Origin of the sequence: Pseudoxanthomonas sp. Soil82, assembly GCF_040446535.1 — a bacterium.
Lineage (GTDB): Bacteria > Pseudomonadota > Gammaproteobacteria > Xanthomonadales > Xanthomonadaceae > Pseudoxanthomonas > Pseudoxanthomonas kaohsiungensis.
Window position 1 is genome coordinate 626,278 of the sequence record NZ_JBEAAK010000002.1, and the last position, 19,821, is coordinate 646,098.

A 19,821-nucleotide genomic window follows, 5' to 3' on the forward strand; every position below is an offset into this window, starting at 1 on the left:
GCAGCGAGCCCTGCGCGCAAGCCGAAAAGCCCCGACCGCCACCCGTTTTGCCTTGCGCGCAAGGCTGCATGCTTGCGCGCAAGGCCTGGAGCATTGCGGCCGCAAGGGAAAAAGCCTCGCGCGCAAGGCTTGGAGGCTTGCGTGCAAAGCAGAAAGCCTTGCGATCGGGGCTGGAGCGTTGCGCGCAAGGCGGAAAGCCTCGCGATCGCAAGGCTCCCGGGCTTGCGCGCAAGGCCCCGAGCCTTGCGCACGAGGCTCCGAGGCTTGCGGCCGGTCCGGCGGACCCCGGCGGCCGGGCTCGTTCAGGTTCGTGTGCCCCTCCCCTATACTCGACCGGCATCACATTCCCGGGGAGGGAACGCGAGTGAGCCGCGAGATCGAGGAACTGCAGGCCGACCTGCGCCGCTTCGCCGAGGAGCGCGACTGGGGCCAGTTCCACACGCCGAAGAACCTGGCCGCGTCGCTGTCGATCGAGGCCGCCGAGGTGCTGGAGCACTTCCAGTGGCTGACCGACGAGCAGAGCCGGCAGCTCAGCGACGAACAACGGCTCAAGGTCGGCCACGAGATCGCCGATGTGCTGCTGTACCTGCTGCAGCTGTCCGACAAGCTGGGCATCGACCCGCTGCAGGCGGCCCGCGAGAAGCTGGCGATCAACGCGGCGAAGTACCCGGCCGACAAGGCCCGCGGCAGCAGCCGGAAATACACCGAACTCTTATTCCGGCAAGCCGAAGGGGAAAGGCTGGCGTGAACCGCGGCGGCCGGGCGGTCGAAGGCATCCATCCCAGCTACAAGGCCGGTCGGGTTCACCTCCGTTACTCGTCAGTCCCTAGTCCGCACCCAGATCCAGCTCTCTTTCATCGCCAGGTCCATTTCACCTGGCGCAGGCGGCTGGCAACGGCCGAGCAAAAAGTCCGCCGCGGCCACAAGACACAGAGCGGCATCGAACGCGTCGGAACTCCCGCCGCAGATTCGTCCCAGCCCGTCGATCTGGGCCATCAGACTGTTCGCCAGACCAAGGCGAACTTCGGCAGCATCCTTGTCCTTGTACTTCTTGGGTGAGACTCCGCACGCACGTAGCGTCGCGGCGGGATACACCTCGATCAGCCCGTTTCCGACGAATGTCGGCTCCCACACCATCGGCAAATCCAGACCACTGCCTGCGCGCAGTTCGTCGATGACCGTCAACGCCTCGTGCGCAGCGCGCGCAATCTTGTCAGCACCGATCTCCAACGGCTGGTGCTTTCCACCTGCCTCTGTGCGCAACCTCCGGTCCGTGAGGCGCCGGAACATCTCATCCTTCGTGGAAGCGATGCGCTCCCCTGCGCGATGCGTGACGACCGACGACATGGCATTCGGCCAGCCGAGCGGCGCGTCGACGGCGACAAGAACTCGCGTGGACTTGGCCGCCGCTCCAATTTCCCGAGCCAGTTCAGCGGTCCTGGATGGTCCGCCCAGCAATCCGGCATCAACCAGCTCGATCTTTGACCCGTTGAGCGTGCCGACGGCGTAACCGAACTTATTTCTATCCGATGCGGCGTCCAGTCCAAGAATCAACATGAGCCCTTCTCCAGCCGGATCCAACCAGAACCCAACCACCGCGACCTATGCCAGAACATGTCGTCAATAGCCGGAATCAGCTGACCTCGTCAGGAGCAGCGAAGGCTCTTGGCCAACCGCCATGCTGGTCGATGATGCGATCAATCTCGGCCATCAAGCGGATCGTTTCGGAGAGGGCGACGACGATCTTGTGGTACTGGCCGATGTCATCCTTCGACAGCGTGCGGCCTTTTCGGTCCTTGAGCCACTTCTGGCAGACTTGGTAGCCACCGATGTGGAAGTTCCAAACCTCCTCGCGCACGCCGTGGAAGCCGGCGGTCTGCGCCTTGTCGATCCACACGGTGTCGCGCGACCATGAGACCTTCTCGACCTCGGGGTTTTGGCCACCAACGAACTCGGTGATGGCCTGGGCGAGCCGGGGAGATTCGAGCAGGTGCAGGGAGGTGAGTTCGCCGCCGAGCCGGGCCAGCACGCGGAACAGCTCCAAATTCCCAGTCAAAGGCAGGCGCGGGAAATCAATCTTCAGAAACTCCGCGTAGCGACTCCGGTAGCCGGGACTGTGAAGCACAGCGTAGGCGTAATGGAAGATGCTTTCAGGCGCCTCCCCACGGTACTCCTTAGGCAGGGCGGCACTATTCAGATTTGAAGATGATCCGCGCTCGAAAAGAGACAGCTCGGCGCCGCTCTCATGTGGGGATTGCAGCGGAAAAACACTCTCTCTCCCCTTTGGGTCAATTGCAAAGATTCCCTCATTGATGGGCGAGTTAACTACGAAGACACTGGAGAACGGCATTTCTTTGGATTGGCGCTTAGCAATAATTGCGAGATTCCCGCCCAGCATGCGCTCCGTAGCCTCTCTTCTTGGTCGAGCGAGAAAGCCATTAGAGTTTCCGGTGAAATAGGTCCATTTCGATTCAAATGGCTTAACAGCCACTCTAATTGCAGAGCCTTGGCTTCCAGACACATCGCGCTTAGCCCAATGAAGCGACCAACTGGCCGTGGACTCAGGAAGATCGTACCTCCCCATTAGCTCCTGTACTGAGAGCGCACGAACATCTTCCACCACCCGAACCAGGCCATCCTCAGTCGGTTGCAGAGCAAAATCATCCTGCTTGGTCTGTATACCCTGACCAACAAATTTAAAAAGGAAAGACAACGAAGGACTACTGAGATACTCATCTACGTCATCGAGTGATTTCGGCACAAAGAAAAACTGCGGAGATACAACCTGATTCAAAGGCTTTGGCTGCACGGCGTTATCACGCTGGCAAAGTGCTTCATACTTCGCCTCACGCAAGCCCCAAAGTTCTGCATGCTCAACCCCATGAGATGCATTGATCGCGCGCCGGGCCATTACGGAAATTCCGACACCCTGCTGAATATCGAATACGTTCTCGTCCTTCGACCCATCTGGTGACTTCTCCAGCTTCTTTATATTTCCATGAAGGTCAATTACACGAATGAAAGAGAAGCTTGATTGTAGGTGCGCCCGCATCTGTCGATGCGTGATTCCATCAAGAAAAACGTTATTTGTAATCATCCCAAGCACTCCAGCATCTGCCTTGCTGACAAGATGCTCTGAGAAGCGCATAAATTTTATGAAGTCATCATCTAGATTCAGCTTCTTCTCATCGAGCCCGCGCTTGTAATCATCGAGCAATCCAAGAATGAACGGGTTCTTGTTGAGCATTCCGAAGTTTGAATACGGCGGGTTTCCGATAACGACCGTGAAGCGCTTGTGGCGTTTGATTTCGTTTACGGCGGCGGCTTCGTGGGCGAGGGCGTCGAAGCCGACAAGCGGGAGCTGTTTTAACCACGGCTCGAGGGCGTTGGTGAGGTAGATGCGGGCACGCTCCTCGGTGCCGAAGCGGTAGCCGGTCTCGGCGAGCTTGAGGCCGATCTTCATGTGGGCGATGGCATAGGGCGCCATCATCAGCTCAAAGGCGTGGAGGCGCGGGAGGAGGTGCTTGGGCACATATTCGTTCCACGCCTCCGTGCGTTTATCCTCCGACAGGCCTTGTTTCTTCCACTTCTCTCCCATCGCTTTGTGGATGACGTCGACCACTTCGACCAGGAAGGTCGCGGTGCCGGTAGCGGGATCAAGGATCTGGACGAAGGGTTCATCCGGGGAGATGGCCTGCGTCTCGCCAGGTGAATCGCTGAGCAGCGGCAGCTTCAGGCCGGGGTTCTTTTTCAGCATCTCGCCCCAGGTTGTGGTGTCGGCGAGACCATCGGCTAGGCCGAACTCGGTTTGCAGAAGCTCGTGGACGCTGCGAACGATGTAGGAGACCACCGGCTGCGGGGTATAGAAGACGCCGCGCTGCACCTTAAGCGCCTTGTTGTAGGCCTTGAGGAAGTGCTCGTAGAAATGGATGACCGGGTCTTCGCCTTGGGTCTTGTTGCCGAAATCGCGCAAAATGGCCGGCAGATCGGTGTCTTCGCCGCGCAACAGCTCGACCACATCCTGTACGCCCAGCTCGTCGAAGTCGATGCCGCTCTTGCGACCGCCGGCTTCGAGGAAGGTCTGCAGCATCTCCTTCAGGAAGGGGTTGGTGACAGGCACCATGTCGGCCAGATCGGACGCCAGCAGTGCGGTGCCGTGGCGGCCTTCCGACATCTCGGTGCGAGAGATTGCCGCGGTCAACAGGCCGTAGGTGATGGTCTGGGCGTAAGTGTCGGCGAAACCGTCCGGCGTTAGATCGTGGATCAAGGACTTCTTGAAGGCATCGTAGAGCCGTGTCAGCGGTCCCTTGGCGCTTTCGGCCTTCATCACCGCCTGGGCACGGTCGCGAATGGTGCGCGCGAGCTTGGCCAGTTCGTGTGCGAGTTCGTCGGACTTGCGGATGACATGACCAGGCCTGTGCCGGAACGGGCTGCGCCATAGCGCTCGCCAGGCATCCGTGTCGGCGGGATCGGCGGGCCAGCGCAGCTTGTTGGCGAGCACACCCTGCAGGTACTCCAGCTTCAACGGCGTGTCATTTCCGTCCCAGCCGATCACCCGCAGAGTGGGCAGATCGCCACCATGCCGGTGGAAGTGGGCAAAGGCGATCTCGCGGTTCCTGCCCGCCTCCTCACCGAATGCGGAGACGAACAGCAGATCATCGGTCCGCCAGGCGGCTCGCTCGGCTCTGTTGGCCGACTCCCGCTTCTTCAGCGCGAGCTGGCTGAGGATGCGGCGCAGCACGCCGACCGGCAGCTTCTTCTTCCTGAAGCGGACGAAGAAGATGCCCCAGGGCTGGCCGTCCACGACAGGCCTCAGCTGGTGGATGCTTTCGATGGCATCGGCGTACTGGTCCTGCAGGCCCAGCTCCTCCGGCTCGTACTGGAAGGTCAGCGCATCGAAGTCGTACTCGCCCTCCCCCAGCGGCCAGCCCAGCGTGTCCTCCAGATAACGACACAGCGCCTCGAAATCGCCGACGTGGCGCAGATCCTCTCCCCTTGCAGCCATCACCTTCCCTCAGTCCACTTGTTCCAGCCAGCACATCAGCGAGGGTGACACACCAACTGGCGCCTGCAGAGGGCGCAGATGATGTTTCACCAGTTCCTTCTCCACCTGCTCACGCAGGGCTATCAGCCTGCTCTTGGCCAGCTTGGTTGCCCGTTTTTCCTCAGCCTCGCACCGGATGTGGGGCGCTATGGCACCCACATCGTTGGTGGACGACTCCGGCGCCACTGCGACCTCGGTCCATACGGTATAACCCGCCGCCAGCGACCAGCGCGGCTGGCCCGGCTCCGCCTCGACCAGTGACGGGTCCGGCCGAGGGATCCGGTGACAGAAGAACACGCGGGCCTGGCCGTCGACCGACTTGCGACCGCTGAAGGCCTTGGAAGGAAGCGCAGTGGCGGCCTCGATCAGTTCGGGATGCTCATCCCGCAGCTGGTCGTACTCCAGCCGCAGCTTCTCGACTTCGGACATCACCCCGTCGAAGCGTTCGTTCATCTCCTTGACGGGATCGAAGTCGTCATCGGGACTCAGCAGCTGCTTGCCCTCGATGCCGAAGCTCCGGGAAATCATCACCGTTTTCTGGGTGACGCGGCTGAACAGGCTGAGCAGTTCGTTCAACTCCTCGGGCGGCAGGAAGTTCCAGAACTGGGTGGTGCCTCGCACGGCCTTCTGGTCCGGGTCGTCGCGAATAATCGCCTTTTCGACCTTCGGATCCAGACGCCGATCGGTACGGCCGATACGCTGCATCAGGCGTACGGGGTTCCAGTGCAGGTCGTAGTTGATCAGGCGGGTCGCGTCCTGCAGGTTCAGACCTTCGGAAAGCACATCGGTGGCGATGAGTACCCGGATTTCCTCCAAGCCATCGCTCTTGAGCACTGCCCTGCTGGTGTCGTTGTAGTACGGCGAGAAGCGTCGGATCACCTGGCTACGACGCTTCTGCGTACTGCTGCCGTCAATGCGCTCGATGCCTTCGATTCCCGCAGCCTTCAGTTCCCTCTCGAGATAACGCGCGGTGTCGGCAAACTCCGTGAACAGAATCAGCTTCTGGCTTTTGAGGACCTTGTCGGTCCTCAAAAGCTTGATGAGCGCCTGCAGCTTGTCATCCTTCTTTGGCGTCACATCCCTGACCATGCCAAGGAACACGGCCAACTGCTCCATGTCGTCGATGCAGTCGTCAATCAGGTCACCGACCTCGTACTCCTCCGGGTCCAGCTTCTCGACGTCGGCCAGCATCTCCTCGGTCAGGAACGGTTCGACCTCATCCTCGTCCGCCTCGTCGGAGAACAGATCGTGCTGATGAGTTTCGACGTATGCGAGAAGCTCCGCATGCTTGCTCTTGAACCGGTCCAGGCGCTTCCGGTCATGCGCCCCCTCCGCATGCACTTCAGCCCACGCAAACAGCTTCTTCAACAGCCGGAGACTCGACATCTCGAAAGCAGCCGCAGAGCTCTCGAAGCGCTTCAGAAACTGGGTTCGGATGAGCGTGACCACCTGCTTCTGCCGACCTTCTGCCAGGTGGTCGGCATCGGTCTCGCCCTTCTCACCCTTGTAATAGGCCAACGGGTTGTAGACACCGAGGACGAACAGGGGGGACTTCTTATTGAATGCCTTCTCCAGCTCCTCCAGCAACTTCCCGTAGGTCTTCTTGAGCCCGTATTCGGCCACGACCGGTGGCAAACGATCCGGGAACAGCGCCTTGTCGCCGGCCACCTGGATCTGGCTCTCCCGCACGTAGGCACGACTCCGCTGAACCACCAGCGCATGGAAGATGCGATCCATGGCCAACGCCAGTTCGGCCTTGTCCTCGTCCTCCGCCGTCTCGATGTCGAACAGATCGCCTTCCTTCCCCTTGCCCAGCAGCTTCTTCTCCAGGTCGATGAAATGCCTGCGCAAGCTGGAAATACCGAGCGTAGGCTGGAAGTACTTCGCGTCCTCGCCGCTGGCGATCTCGATCATGTGTCGGAAATCGTGAATCGAGTTATTCACTGGCGTCGCCGTAAGCATAAACACCTGCTTCCGGTTCGAACCGCTGGAGACGTATCGCTGGAGACGGCGATAGCGTGACTCCTGCGTGCGACCAGTCCCGCGACCACCAGGGTTACGGAAGTTGTGCGCCTCATCGATGATGACAATGTCAGCGTCCCGCAAGGTGAGCTCGATCTCCTTCTGGATCTTGCCGCCGCGCTGCAGATCTGTGTGATTGAATGACTTGAAGTTGACGAAGCCACTGTTCAGGTCGTCAAGGTACTTGGCTACCTTTACCTCCCAGACGTCCTCACGCGCCGCCTTGGGTGCGAACAGGACAACGCGCTTGCCTTCGTGAACGACGAAGCGCTCGATGAGCATAAGCCCGGCAAAGGTCTTGCCCAGGCCAACACCGTCGCAAAGAAATGCAAGCCCGTATGTCCTGGCAATGCTGAGCAGGTTGCGATAGGCATCCTGCTGGTAGCGATCAAGCTCGGGAAACAGCTTGGATTGAGTGCGATCCCAGACGTCCGGGGTAAGCGCTTCTCCATGAAACAGTTCATGCAACGCCTTTACCCAGATCTCGTAGGGCGATCGCTGGGCGGCGTGCTTCTCGATAATCTTCAAAATGTCGGCGCTGATGTCCTGAGCGTCTTCCCAATGGCGCTCGTACCACTCCTGGAGCAGGCCGACATCGGCGCCCCTGATCTGGACGTTGAGCTCAATATTGTCGGTCAGACCCGGGACGGTGAAGTTGGATGAGCCCACCAACGCGAAAGAGCCGACCACAGCCGACCGCCCGTGGGTTATGTAGGTTTTGGCGTGGAACTTGTCTTTGCGGTAGACGCGGCATTCCAGCTTTCCGCTGCGGATCGCTTCGACGATGGCGGGAACACCCTCAAGGAAATCGTTCTTCGCCTTCTCTGCGTCGAGCGACCCATCGAGACGCGCCGCAACTCGCTTCAACCCCTTGTCGAACGCCTGGGCCGTACGCATCGAAACCTCATTGCCCATCAGCAGGCGGATCTTGTCCACCTTCTGCCATCCTTCCTTCAATACAAGGAGCGCCCCGATCTCGAAGTATCCGGTCGCGATATCGATCCTTTCGGAGAGCTCGCACCATTCGGACAGGTACGACCGCACCTTCCAGTCGGTGTCTGAGTTGTCAACGATGAATAGTTGTGATGCGAGATTCGACATGTATATGCGCCCCTGATAGCGGATAGCTTCCGTGCAACTCTCACCGCGCCGACGACAGCCCCGAGATTGCGATATGGCCTTTATCAGGCTCCCCTTCTGACTTATAGACCATCTCGGAATGTCGCGGAAGCACCGACTTGGGCCTAAGAAAAAAGGACGCCATAGCTCGTATGACGCCCTTTGATCACATCAACATTTCGCGGCGGAAGATTCTCTTCCGAGTTTCCTCACGCAAACGGATCCTGCAACACCATCGTGTGATCCCGGTCCGGGCCGGTCGACACGATGCTGATCGGGCACCCCGCCAGCTCCTCCAGCGCGCGCAGGTAGGCGCGGGCGGCCGGGGGCAGCTTGTCCCACTCGGTGATGCCGTGGGTGTTCTCGCTCCAGCCGGGGAACTCCAGGTAGACGGGGGTGATCTCGTCCCAGCCCTGGGCGTCCAGCGGGGCGTACTCGGTGCGCTTGCCGCGGTACTCGTAAGCAATACAGATCTTGAGCTTCTCCATGCCGTCGAGCACGTCGAGCTTGGTGATGCACAGGCCGGAGATGCCGTTGATGGCCACGCCGCGCTTGAGGGCGACGATGTCCATCCAGCCGCAGCGGCGCGGGCGGCCGGTCGAAGCACCGTACTCGGCGCCGCGGTCGCGGATGCCCTGGCCGATCTCGTCGTCCAGCTCGGTCGGGAACGGGCCGCCGCCGACGCGGGTGGCGTAGGCCTTGGCGATGCCGAGCACGTAGTCGATCGCGTCCGCGCCTACGCCGGTACCGGCCAGCGCGCCGCCGACGGTGGTGTTGGAGCTGGTGACATACGGGTAGGTGCCGTGGTCGATGTCCAGCAGGGCGCCCTGCGCGCCTTCGAACAGGATGCGCTTGCCCTGCTTGCGCAGGTCGTGGCAGATGCCGGCGACGTCGGACTTCATCGGCTGCACGTACTCGCCGAAGGCCAGCGCCTCGTCGTAGGTCTGCTGGTAGTCCACCGCGTCCACGCCCAGGTACTTGGTCAGGACGAAGTTGTGGTAATCCAGCGCGGCCTTGAGCTTCTCGGCCAGCTGGTCGGGGTAATGCAGGTCGGCGATGCGGATGCCGCGGCGGGCGACCTTGTCCTCGTACGCCGGGCCGATGCCGCGGCCGGTGGTGCCGATGGCCTTGCCGCCGGCGGCCTTCTCGCGGGCCTGATCCAGGGCGATGTGGTACGGCATGATCAGCGGGGCGGCCGGGGAGATCTTCAGGCGGCTGCGCACTTCCACGCCGGCCGCTTCCAGCTCGCCGATCTCCTTGATCAGGGCCGCGGGCGAGATCACCACGCCGTTGCCGATCAGGCACAGCGCGTCCTCGCGCAGGATGCCGGAGGGGATCAGGTGCAGGACGGTCTTCTTGCCGTTGATGACCAGGGTGTGGCCGGCGTTGTGGCCGCCCTGGAAGCGCACGACGGCGCCGATCTCCTCGGTGAGCAGGTCGACGATCTTGCCCTTGCCCTCATCGCCCCACTGGGCACCGATGACGACGACTGACTGGCCCATGGCCGTGACTCCTATATCGGGCGGCCATCGGGGCCGCGGGATGGGACCGTGGCGGGGCCCTGCCCTGCCCGTTCCGTGGTGGATCGGGCAAGCCGATCCGGGAACACGCGCCGCCATCGGGGCGGCGCGAAGCAATGCGGGGTACCCGACACGGAAAAAGCCGGGCGGGTGGCTTCAAGGCGAAGCGGCTCCGACCGGCTTTTGCGGATTATCCGGGTTTTGGTTGGCGGGGGCCACCCGGGCGGGGACGACGGTTGGGCGGGCGTTGGGTTGAGGTCAGATCCGGCCTGCCGGCGATTGTAGGAGCCGATTCATCGGCGACCCGGGGGCGGGGGAAGGGCGATGGCGCCGGGTAATCCGCCCGCCTCGGGTCGCCCATGAGGATGGGCTCCTACAAAGGGCGGCGGCGCGGGGCTCTTTTTGTAGGAGCCGATTCATCGGCGACCCAGGGGCGTGGGACGGGCGATGGCGTCGGTGATCCGGCCGCCTCGGGTCGCCCATGAGGATGGGCTCCTACAAAGGGCGGCGGCGCGGGTGCCCCTCTATCGGCGCGGCTCGCCCTTGTAGGAGCCGATTTATCGGCGACCCGAGGGCGTGGGATGGGCGATGGCACCGGTGATCCCGGGCCGCCTCGGGTCGCCCATGAGGATGGGCTCCTACGGGCCGGCCTCGTACACCGGCTGGCCGTCGACCCAGGTGGCCTGGATCTTCAGGTCGTCCAGCTCGGCGGCGGGGATCGCCAGCGGGTCCCGGTCGAGGACCACGAAGTCCGCGCGCAGCCCGGGGGCCAGGCGGCCGACTTCGCCTTCGTCGTGGCCGGCCCAGGCGGCGGTGGCGGTGAAGCCGCGCAGGGCCTCGGCCGCGGTCAGCTTCTGCCCGGGCAGCCAGCCGCCGGGCGGGTGGCCGTCGCGGTCGGTGCGGTTGACCGCGGCGAACAGGCCCAGGCGCGGGTCGACCTGCTCGACCGGGAAGTCCGAGCCCAGCGCCAGCGGCACGCCCAGGTCCAGGAACCGGCGCCAGGCGTAGGCGCCTTCCAGGCGGTCGGGGCCGAGGCGGTCGCCGGCCCAGGGCATGTCCGAGGTGGCGTGGGTGGGCTGCATCGAGGCGACGAGCTTGAGCTGGGCGAAGCGCGGGATGTCCTCGGCCGCGACCACCTGGGCGTGCTCCACCCGCCAGCGGCTGTCGGGCTGGGCGGTGCTGCCGGACAGCGCCTGCGCGTAGGTGTCCAGCACCAGGCGGTTGCCGCGGTCGCCGATGGCGTGGCTGGCCACCTGCACGCCGCAGTCGCGCGCCTTGTACACGGCGATGGCGTAGGCGGCCGGGTCGGTGACCAGCAGGCCGCGGTTGCCGGGGTCGTCGCTGTAGTCGGCCAGCAGCGCGGCACCGCGGCTGCCGAGCGCGCCGTCGATGTACAGCTTCACGCCCTCCATCTGCAGGCGGCCGCCGGGGTGGCGGTAGCGGCCGTGCGCGCACAGGTCGGCCAGGGCGTCGCGGTTGCCGTCGGCGTAGGCGTCGATGCGCAGCGGCAGGCGGCCGGCGTCGGCGAAGCGGCGCATCAGCGCCAGGTCCTCGCGCGAGACGCCCATGTCGTGCACGCCGGTGAGGCCGTTGCGCACGGCCGCCTCCAGCGCGCGTTGCAGGGCCAGTTCGCGGTAGGCCTCGCTCGGCGCGGGGATCGCTTTCTCGACCAGGCGCATGGCCGCGTCGATGAACACGCCGGTGGCCTGGCCGCCCTCGCGGACGATGCGGCCGCCGTCGGGCTGCCAGTCGCCGGCCAGCGCGCGCGCATCGGCGGCCGCTTCGGCGGCGCGCAGCGCGGCGCTGTTGCCCCAGCCGGCGTGGCCGTCGATCCGCACCAGCCAGACCGGGCGGTTGGGGAAGGCGGCATCGAGGTCGGCGGCGGTCGGGAACTGCTGGCCGGGCCAGCGGTTCTGGTCCCAGCCCCAGCCCTGGATCCAGGTGTCGGCCGGGGCGGTGGCGGCGAACGCGCGCAGGCGCTCGATGACCTCCTCCTTGCTCGCCGCGCCGGAAAGGTCGGCGCGCAGCAGGGCGTAGCCGAGCTCCATCACGTGGGCGTGGGCGTCGATCAGGCCGGGGACGACGGTGGCCTTGCCGGCGTCGATGCGCCTGGCCTTCGGATAGCGCTTGCGCAGTTCACTGGCGGTGCCGGTGGCGACGATGCGGCCCTGCCCGTCCCAGGCGATCGCGGTGACCTGCGGCCGGGCGCGGTCCTCGGTGTGGATGCGCGCGGCGGTGAGGACGGTGACCTGGTCGGCGCCGGGGGGCGGCGCGGGCGGGGTGTCGTCGGTGTCGGCCGGCGTGGCGACGGGCGCGGATGCAGGCGCGGTGTCCTGGGCGGCGTGGGCGCCGGCATCGGCACAGGTGCCGGCCAGCAGCAGCGCGAACGGGAGGACGTGGGCACGCAGGCGCATCGGTTTCTCCGGAAAGGACAGGCGCCGACTATGCCGGCGCCAGGCATCCGGGGGCAAACGGGAGGCGCACCTTCGTGGGGCCCTCCCGTTCTTGTAGGAGCCGATTCATCGGCGACCCGAGGGCGTGGGACAGGCGATGGCATCGGCGACGCACGGGCGCGGGAAGGGCGATGGCGTCGCGGACCCGGCTGCCTCGGGTCGCCCATGAGGATGGGCTCCTACAGAAGGCGGCGGCGCGGGTGCCCCTTCATCGGCGCAGCTCCGCTCTTGTAGGAGCCGATTCATCGGCGACCCGAGGGCGTGGGACAGGCGATGGCATCGGCGACGCACGGGCGCGGGAAGGGCGATCGCGCCGGTGATCCGGCTGCCTCGGGTCGCCCATGAGGATGGGCTCCTACAGAAGGCGGCGGCGCGGGTGCCCCCTATCGGCGCGGCTCCGCTCTTGTAGGAGCCGATTCATCGGCGACCCGAGGGCGTGGGACGGGCGATGGCGTCGGCGACGCACTGGCGTGGGAAGGGCGATCGCGCCGGTGATCCGGCCGCCTCGGGTCGCCCATGAGGATGGGCTCCTACATATGGGAAGGCGCCGATGTGGCGTGGGCGCCTTCCCGCCTGCAGGGAGCGGCCGCTCAGCCGGCCAGTTCGGCTTCCAGGCTGATCGGCACCGCCGACAGGGCCTTGGACACCGGGCAGTTCTGCTTGGCGTCGTCGGCGATGGCGCGGAACTTCGATTCGTCGATCCCCGGGATCACCGCCTTCATCTTCAGGCGGATGTGCGACAGGGTCGGGCCGCCTTCCATCGACAGGTCCACTTCGGCGCGGGTGTCGATCGAGGTCGGGGTGAAGCCGGCCTCGCCGAGCTTGGCCGAGAACGCCATGGTGAAGCAGCCGGCATGCGCGGCGGCGATCAGTTCTTCCGGGTTGGTGCCCTTCTCGTCGCCGAAGCGGCTGTTGAAGCCGTAGCGGGTGTCGGCCAGCAGCCCGCTCTGCGGGGTGTTGAGCTTGCCCTTGCCGGTCTTCAGGTCGCCTTCCCAGTGCGCGGTGGCGTTGCGGGAGATGCCCATGGTTCGTTCCTTGGTGGGGGTGGAGGGGACGGCCAGCCTAGCGGCGCGGATGTTAGCGGCCTGTTGCCGGGCGCCGTCCCAGGGCCTCGGGTCGCCGATGAATCGGCTCCTGCATGGGGACCTCGCGCCGCGTCCTGTGTGTAGGAGCCCATCCTCATGGGCGACCCGAGGCGGCGGGATGACCGGCGCCATCGCCCCTCACGCGTCCGCGGGTCGCCGATGAATCGGCTCCTGCATGGGGGACCTCGCGCCGCGTCCAACAACGCACCGCCGCCGTTGTGCGCCGCAACGCCATGCGAACCGGCGACGCGCTAAGGTACCCGTCCGCCATGACCGCCCGCCGGGTCCGCACCCCGGGCTGCAAGCAATCGGCACCTCCTGGCACGCGCTCCCGGCCCGGACAGCCATGACGGCCCTTCAGACCCATCCACGGGAGGAACGGCCTCATGTCGTACGCAACCCATGACATCCGCAACGTGGCCCTCGCAGGCCACCCCGGCGCCGGCAAAACAACGCTGTTCGAAGCCCTGCTGCATGCCGGCGGCGCCCTGACATCGGCAGGCACGATCGAACGCGGCACCACGGTGTCGGACTTCGATCCGATGGAAAAAGCGCGCGGGCATTCGATGGACATCGCCATCGCCAGCATCGACCACGCGCCCACCAGCGACCGCGCTTTCCACCTCAACCTGATCGACACCCCCGGGTATCCGGAATTCCGCGGCCCTGCCCTGTCGGCGCTGGCCGCGGTGGAAACGGCGGTGATCGTGGTCGACGCCGACACCGGCGTGGAGCACGGCACGGTGCGGCTGATGGAACGCGCCAAGGAGCGCGGCCTGTGCCGGGCGATCGTGGTCAACAAGATCGACCACGAGCAGGCCGACTGCGCGCGCGTGCTGGCGCAGCTGCGCGAGATCTTCGGCCCGGAGGTGCTGCCGCTGAACCTGCCGGCCGACGGCGGCCGCCGCGTGGTCGACTGCTTCGGCAGCGGCACCGGCGAGTCCGACCTGGGGCCGGTGGCCGACTGGCACCAGCGCATCCTCGACCAGGTGGTGGAAGTCGACGAGGCGGCGATGGAGCACTACCTCGAGAGCGGCGAGGCCGGCATCCCGCCGCAGGAGCTGCACGACGCGTTCGAGCAGTGCCTGCGCGAGGGCCACCTGGTGCCGGTGTGTTTCGTCTCGGCGCGCAGCGGCGTCGGCGTGCAGGAGCTGCTGGAGATCACCGAACGGCTGTTCCCCGATCCGACCGAGGCCAACCCGCCGCCGTTGCTCAAGCGCAACGGCCATGGCGACGAACCGCTGGCCACCCGCGCCGATGCCGGCGGCCACGTCATCGCCGACGTGTTCAAGATCGTCAACGATCCCTTCGTCGGCAAGCTCGGCGTGTTCCGCGTCTACCAGGGCACGGTGCGGCGCGACTCGCAGCTGTTCGTCGACGACGGGCGCAAGTCGTTCAAGGTCGGCCACCTGTTCAAGCTGCGCGGCAAGGAGCATGCGGAGATCGAGGAGGCCATCCCCGGCGACATCGCCGCGGTGGCCAAGATCGAGGACCTGCACTTCGACGCGGTGCTGCACGACAGCCACGACGAGGACGGCGTGCACCTGGCGCCCACCGAGTTCCCGCGGCCGATGTTCGGGCTGGCGGTGCAGGCGGCCAGCCGCGGCCAGGAGCAGAAACTGTCGCAGGCGCTGCAGAAGCTCACCGAGGAAGACCCGGCGTTCCTGGTCGACCACAACGTCGAGCTCAACGAGACGGTGATCCGCGGCCTGTCCGACCTGCACCTGCGGGTGATGCTGGACCGGCTCAAGGACCGCTTCGGCGTGGACGTGGCCACCCGGCCGCCGCGGATCGCCTATCGCGAAACCGTCTCGACCCGGGCCGAGGGCCACCACCGGCACAAGAAGCAGACCGGCGGCGCCGGGCAGTTCGGCGAGGTGTTCCTGCGGGTCGAGCCGCTGCCGCGCGGGGCCGGGTTCGAGTTCGTCGACGAGGTCAAGGGCGGGACCATTCCCGGGCAGTTCCTGCCGGCGGTGGAGAAAGGCGTGCGCCAGGTGCTGCAGGGCGGCGCGATCTCCGGCCACCCGCTGCAGGACGTGCGCGTGGTCGTGTACGACGGCAAGCACCATCCGGTGGACAGCAAGGAGATCGCGTTCGTCACCGCCGGGCGCAAGGCGTTCCTGGATGCGATCGCCAAAGCGCGGCCGCAGGTGCTCGAGCCGATCGTGGACCTGGAGGTGGGCGCGCCGGAAGCGCAGCTGGGCGATGTCACCGGCAGCCTGGCCTCGCGGCGGGCGCGGATCACCGGCACCGATTCGGCGCGCGGGGAAATCGTGGTCAAGGCGCAGGTGCCGATGTCGGAGCTGGACGGCTTCGCCGCCGAGCTCAAGTCGCTCACCGCCGGCAAGGGCCGCTACGCGCTGGACTTCAGCCACTACGAACCGGTGCCGCCGCCGGTGCAGCAGAAGCTGGTGGAGGCGTACAAGCCGAAGCACGAGGAGGAGTGAGGCGCTGCGCCGCGCGGATGCATGTGCAGGAAGGCGCCACGGCCTCCCCTTGTAGGAGCCGATTCATCGGCGATCCGAGGACGTGGGACGGGCGATGGTGTCGGCGATCCGGCCGCCTCGGGTCGCCCATGAGGATGGGCTCCTACAGAGGAGGGCCGCGCCGATCTGGAGAACGGGACCTTCCCTTGTAGGAGCCGATTCATCGGCGACCCGAGGACGTGGGAAAGGCGATGGTGTCGGCGATCCGGCCGCCTCGGGTCGCCCATGAGGATGGGCTCCTACAGAGGAGGGCCGCGCCGATCTGGAGACCAGGGCCTTCCCCTTGTAGGCCGATTCATCGGCGACCCGAGGACGTGGGAAGGGCGATGGTGTCGGCAATCCGGCCGCCTCGGGTCGCCCATGAGGATGGGCTCCTACAAGAAGCGACGCGGATTCTCTTTGTAGGAGCCGATTCATCGGCGACCCGGGGGCGTGGGACGGCCGATGGTGTCGGCGATCCGGCCGCCTCGGGTCGCCCATGAGGATGGGCTCCTACAGACGAGGGCCGCGCCGATCTGGAGATCGGGGACCTTCCCCTTGTAGGAGCCGATTCATCGGCGACCCGAGGACGTGGGACGGGCGACGGTGTCTGCGACCCGACACCCCCGGCCCGCCCCGTCAACGCCCCGCCGATGGCGCGCGGCTCACCAGCAGCACCCCGCCCAGCACCAGCAGCGTGCCGGCGACCTGCCACGGGCCCATCGGTTCGCCCAGCACCAGCATGCTCAGCACGATGGTCGATACCGGGCCGAGCATGCCGATCTGCGCGGCCAGCCCGGACCCGATCCGGGCGATGCCGAGCATCACCATCAGCACCGGCGCCACCGTGCACAAGGTGCCGTTGAGCAGCGACAGCCAGTACACCTCGCGCGGCAGCAACGCCAGCGTCGACACCGGCCGCAGCAGCAGGAACTGGCCGATGCACAGCACGCTGGCCACGCTGCTGGCGTAGGCGGTGAGCCGCACCGCGCCCACCTTCGCCACCATCTCGCCGCTGCCGACCAGGTACAGCGCGTAGGCCAGCGCGCTGCCGAACACCAGCGCGCCACCCAGCACGATGCCCTTGTCGCCGCCCTGCAGGTCGTGGCCGAAGGCCAGCGCCACGCCTAAGTAGCTGACCAGCAGCGCGAGCCACTGCGTGCGACTGGGCCGGCGACCGAACGCGAGCCAGCCGATCAGCAGCACCAGGGTCGGAGTGAGGTACAGGATCAGCCGTTCCAGCGTGGCGCTGATGTAGGCCAGCCCGGCGAAGTCCAGGAAGCTGGCCAGGTAGTAGCCGAAGAAGCCCAGGCCGACGATGCGCCAGCGCTCGCCCTTCGCCAGCGGCCGCGGCGCACGCCGCGCCGCCCACCACCCCATCAGCAGGAACAGCGGGAATGCGACCAGCATGCGCAACGCCAGCAGGGTGACCGCATCGGCGCCGAAGCGGAAGCCGAGCTTGACGATGATCGCCTTGCCGGAGAACAGGATCGCGCCGCCGGCGGCCAGCGCGATGCCGGCGAGCCGGACGCGATGCATCGCCGCCACCGGCGCCGCGGCGTGAGTCGGCGCATGCGCGATTCCGGCCGGGGCTGCGGACGGCCTGGCCGCCGGGGGAGACGCCGCCGCGCCCGCGAGGTCCGCGGTCGCCGCGCCGGGCGATGTCGCGTCGGCCTCCCCGACCGTCGCTTCCGGATCCAGGGCGGCACTGGCCATCTCCGTGGCCGGATCGCCCGACGGCGCGGCCGTGCCGCCGCCGTGGCCAGGGCCACCGCTCACGCCAGCGCCGCTTCCAGCAGCCGGCGGATCACCCGCTGCAGCTTTTCCGCCTTCTCCGGCAGGTACTCGAAACTGTCCTCGTCCATGTAGGCGTGCTGGGCGATCTCCAGCTGCACCGCTTCCACGCCGATCTCCGGATCGCCGTAGTGGCGGGTGATGTAGCCGCCCTTGAAGCGGCCGTTGACCACGTGGGTGTACTCGCCCTGCACGGCCAGCACGTCGGCCAGGCGCTGCTGCAGCGCCGGCGTGCAGCTGGCGCCGGCGGCGGTACCCAGGTTGAGCTCGGGCAGCGCGCCGTCGAACAGGAACGGCAGCGTGCCGCGGATCGAATGGCCTTCCCACAGCACCACGCGGCCGCGCTCGCCGCGGATGCGCTGCAGCTCGGCGTCGAGGTTGTCGTGGTACGGGCGCCAGTAGGTCTCGACGCGCGCGGCGATCTCGGCCGCGTCCGGCTGCATGCCATCCCGATAGACCGGTTCGCCGCTGAACTGCACCACCGGGCACAGGCCGGTGGTGTTCTGGCCCGGATACAGCGAGGTGTCGTCCGGCGGCCGGTTGAGGTCGACGACATAACGCGAATGGCGCGGCACCAGGATCGATGCGCCGAGCTCGCGGGCGAAGGCGTAGAGGCGGCTGACGTGCCAGTCGGTGTCGGGCACGCGGCGGGCGCTGTCAGTCAGGCGCGCGGCGATGGCCTCGGGCACCGCGGTGCCGTCGTGCGGCAGGCTGACCAGCAGCGGCGCGGTGCCCTGGTGGAGTTCGTAGATGTCCATGCCGCGATTGTACGCCGCCCCATTGGTGTGGCCCGGCAGGCGCAACGTCGCCCGGTCGACTGCCTCGGGTCGCCGATGAATCGGCTCCTACAGAAAGGCGCGCGACGCTTACCGCATCAGCACCACTTCCTCGGCGCTGGTCGGGTGGATGGCGACGGTGTCGTCGAGCTGGCGCTTGGTCACGCCCAGCTTCAGCGCCACGGCGAAGCCCTGCAGGACCTCGTCGGCGGACTCGCCGAGCAGGTGGATGCCAACCACGCGCTCCTCCTCGCCCACGCACACCAGCTTGAACAGGCTGCGTTGCGGCGAATCGACCAGGGCGGTGAGCATCGGCCGGAAGCGGCTGGTGTAGACCTTGACCGCCTCGCCATGGCGCTCGCGCGCCTGCTCCTCGGTCAGACCGACCGTGCCCAGCGGCGGGTGCGAGAACACCACGGTCGGCACGTTCTCGTAGTCGAGCTTCGCCCCGGTGCGGCCACCGAACAGGCGGTCCATCAGCCGGCGCGCGGCGGCGATGGCGACCGGGGTCAGCTCCAGCTTGCCGGTGACGTCGCCGACGGCATGGATGCCGGGCACCGCGGTGTCCTCGAATTCGTCGACCACGATCGCGCCGTCGTCGTCGAACTGCACGCCCAGCGCCTCCAGGCCGATGCCCGCGCTGTTCGGGCGGCGCCCGGTGGCCAGCAGCACGCAGTCGAACGCCTCCGGCGCGGGCGCCTCGCCCTTGTGCAGCACGCGCACGCGGTCGCCGCCGTCGTGGTGCCGCCCGGCGCGCTCCAGCGCCTGCACCGGCGTGTCCAGGTGCAGGCGCACGCCGTGCTGGGCCATGTCGTCCTGCAGCTGGGTCGCCACCTCGGCGTCCATGTGCGCCAGCAGGCGCGGCCCGCGGACGAACAGCTCCACGCGGCTGCCCAGCGCCTGCAGCACGCCGGCCAGCTCCACCGCGACGTAGCCGCCGCCGATGATCGCCACCCGCGCCGGGGCGCTGCAGAGCTTGAAGAAGTCGTCGGACACGCCGGCCAGCTCGGCGCCGGGCATGTCCGGGCGCACTGGCGAGCCGCCGGTGGCCACCAGCACGTGCCCGGCGTGCAGGTGCACGCCGGTGTCGGTCTCCACCGTGCGCGCATCGCGCAGGCGGCCGCGGCAGGGCATCCAGACGATGCCGGCCTCGTCTAGCATGCGCTGGTAGATGGCGTGGATGCTGCCGATGTAACGCTGGCGCTGGGCCACCAGTTCCTTCCAGTCCAGGAAACTCCCGTCCGCGGCCTGCGCCGGTACCGCGAAACCCAGGTCGGCGGCCAGGGCGATCTTCGAAGCCAGGTCGGCCGCCAGCCACATCGCCTTCTTCGGCACGCAGCCGTGGTTGACGCAGGTGCCGCCGAACTCGGCCGGTTCCAGCAGGGCCACGCGCGCGCCATGGGCGGCAGCGCGGAAGGCCCCGGCCAGGCCGGCCGAGCCGCCGCCGAGCACCACCAGGTCGAAGTCCATCCGCGACGGATCGGGATCACGCGACGGTTTCATGCACTGCTCCTTTGCGTCGTGCCGCGGCGCGGGCACGCGC

General features: G+C 66.6%; 11 protein-coding genes. 2 read left to right on the plus strand and 9 right to left on the minus strand.

Annotated features, from left to right (window positions below):
* Positions 1-364: 364 nt before the first annotated feature.
* Positions 365-748, plus strand: coding sequence for a nucleotide pyrophosphohydrolase (locus ABKA19_RS08395; RefSeq protein ID WP_353688512.1), 384 nt, complete (start codon positions 365-367; stop codon positions 746-748).
* A 71-nt stretch (positions 749-819) separates the two neighbouring features.
* On the opposite strand, the gene ABKA19_RS08400 is transcribed toward ABKA19_RS08395, so the two are convergent.
* The 6 genes from ABKA19_RS08400 to ABKA19_RS08425 form a co-directional block, all read right to left on the minus strand.
* The gene (locus ABKA19_RS08400; RefSeq protein ID WP_353688513.1) at positions 820-1,557 is read right to left on the minus strand and encodes a DUF429 domain-containing protein; all 738 of its coding nucleotides are present in this window, start codon (positions 1,555-1,557) and stop codon (positions 820-822) included.
* A gap of 76 nt (positions 1,558-1,633) precedes the next feature.
* Positions 1,634-5,005 carry a type ISP restriction/modification enzyme gene (locus ABKA19_RS08405; protein ID WP_353688514.1) on the minus strand — a complete coding sequence of 1,124 codons (3,372 nt, stop codon included), beginning with the start codon at positions 5,003-5,005 and terminating at the stop codon, positions 1,634-1,636.
* A gap of 9 nt (positions 5,006-5,014) precedes the next feature.
* Positions 5,015-8,167 (minus strand): helicase-related protein, encoded by a 3,153-nt coding sequence (locus ABKA19_RS08410; protein WP_353688515.1) that lies wholly within the window; start codon positions 8,165-8,167, stop codon positions 5,015-5,017.
* Between the two features lie 227 nt (positions 8,168-8,394).
* Positions 8,395-9,687 carry an adenylosuccinate synthase gene (locus ABKA19_RS08415; protein WP_353688516.1) on the minus strand — a complete coding sequence of 431 codons (1,293 nt, stop codon included), beginning with the start codon at positions 9,685-9,687 and terminating at the stop codon, positions 8,395-8,397.
* A 656-nt stretch (positions 9,688-10,343) separates the two neighbouring features.
* Entirely contained in the window at positions 10,344-12,119 is a 1,776-nt protein-coding gene (locus tag ABKA19_RS08420) for an amidohydrolase (protein WP_353688517.1), read from the minus strand.
* Between the two features lie 629 nt (positions 12,120-12,748).
* Positions 12,749-13,183: an OsmC family protein gene (locus ABKA19_RS08425; protein WP_162376630.1), complete on the minus strand. Its 435-nt coding sequence runs from the start codon at positions 13,181-13,183 to the stop codon at positions 12,749-12,751.
* 446 nt (positions 13,184-13,629) lie between these two features.
* Between ABKA19_RS08425 and fusA the strand changes: the two genes are divergently transcribed.
* The gene (fusA, locus tag ABKA19_RS08430; protein WP_353688518.1) at positions 13,630-15,690 is read left to right on the plus strand and encodes an elongation factor G; all 2,061 of its coding nucleotides are present in this window, start codon (positions 13,630-13,632) and stop codon (positions 15,688-15,690) included.
* A 657-nt stretch (positions 15,691-16,347) separates the two neighbouring features.
* On the opposite strand, the gene ABKA19_RS08435 is transcribed toward fusA, so the two are convergent.
* From ABKA19_RS08435 to gorA, 3 genes are all read right to left on the minus strand, one after another.
* Entirely contained in the window at positions 16,348-17,247 is a 900-nt protein-coding gene (locus tag ABKA19_RS08435) for a DMT family transporter (RefSeq protein ID WP_353688519.1), read from the minus strand.
* 236 nt (positions 17,248-17,483) lie between these two features.
* Positions 17,484-18,260: an N-formylglutamate deformylase gene (gene hutG / locus ABKA19_RS08440; RefSeq protein ID WP_353688520.1), complete on the minus strand. Its 777-nt coding sequence runs from the start codon at positions 18,258-18,260 to the stop codon at positions 17,484-17,486.
* A 108-nt stretch (positions 18,261-18,368) separates the two neighbouring features.
* Positions 18,369-19,781, minus strand: a complete 1,413-nt coding sequence (gorA, locus tag ABKA19_RS08445; RefSeq protein WP_353688521.1) for a glutathione-disulfide reductase — start codon at positions 19,779-19,781, stop codon at positions 18,369-18,371.
* Positions 19,782-19,821 lie beyond the last annotated feature (40 nt).